The organism is Paenarthrobacter aurescens (assembly GCF_025421775.1).
Lineage (GTDB): Bacteria > Actinomycetota > Actinomycetes > Actinomycetales > Micrococcaceae > Arthrobacter > Arthrobacter aurescens_B.
In genome coordinates this window covers 1-518 of record NZ_JAOEFX010000022.1, presented here as the reverse complement: position 1 = coordinate 518, position 518 = coordinate 1, and the positions used below count along the sequence as shown (strand labels likewise).

Genomic DNA, 518 nt, shown 5'->3' with positions numbered 1-518 from the left:
GGGCGGTTGTCCGGGTTGGTGCTTTCCGTTGCGGGGGCTTCGGCGAGGCGGTAGATGCCGTTGAGGAGCCCGTTGATGTCGAGGTTTTCGGGTTCGGCGGGTTGGGTGATGGGTTCGTTGTAGACGGTGAGGTAGTACATCACGTTTTGATCAGTACTGTTGTCGCCGTACATTTCTTCGAGGCCGTGGCGGATGATGTGGCCGATTTCGTAGCCGTAGGCGGGGTCGTAGGTTTTCACGGCGGGGTTGGTGGAGGCCAGGATGGGGGAGTGTCCGTCGGCGTGTTGGAGTCCTTCGCCGGTGAGGGTGGTCCGTCCTGCGGTGGCGCCGATGATGAAGCCGCGGGTCATTTGGTCTGCTGCGGCCCAGAAGGAGTCCCCGGTGCGTTGGAAGCCGAACATGGAGTAGAACACGTAGATCGGGACCAGGGGTTCGCCGTGGGTGGCGTAGGCGGTGCCGGCGGCGGTGAAGGCTGCGACGGCGCCGGCTTCGTTGATGCCGGGGTGGATCAGTTGGCC

At 63.7% G+C, this 518-nt stretch carries 1 pseudogene; it reads right to left on the bottom strand.

Annotation, left to right across the window (positions count from 1 at the left end):
* Positions 1-518 (bottom strand): annotated as a pseudogene (locus N7568_RS22510) (pyruvate dehydrogenase (acetyl-transferring), homodimeric type); the annotation flags it as partial.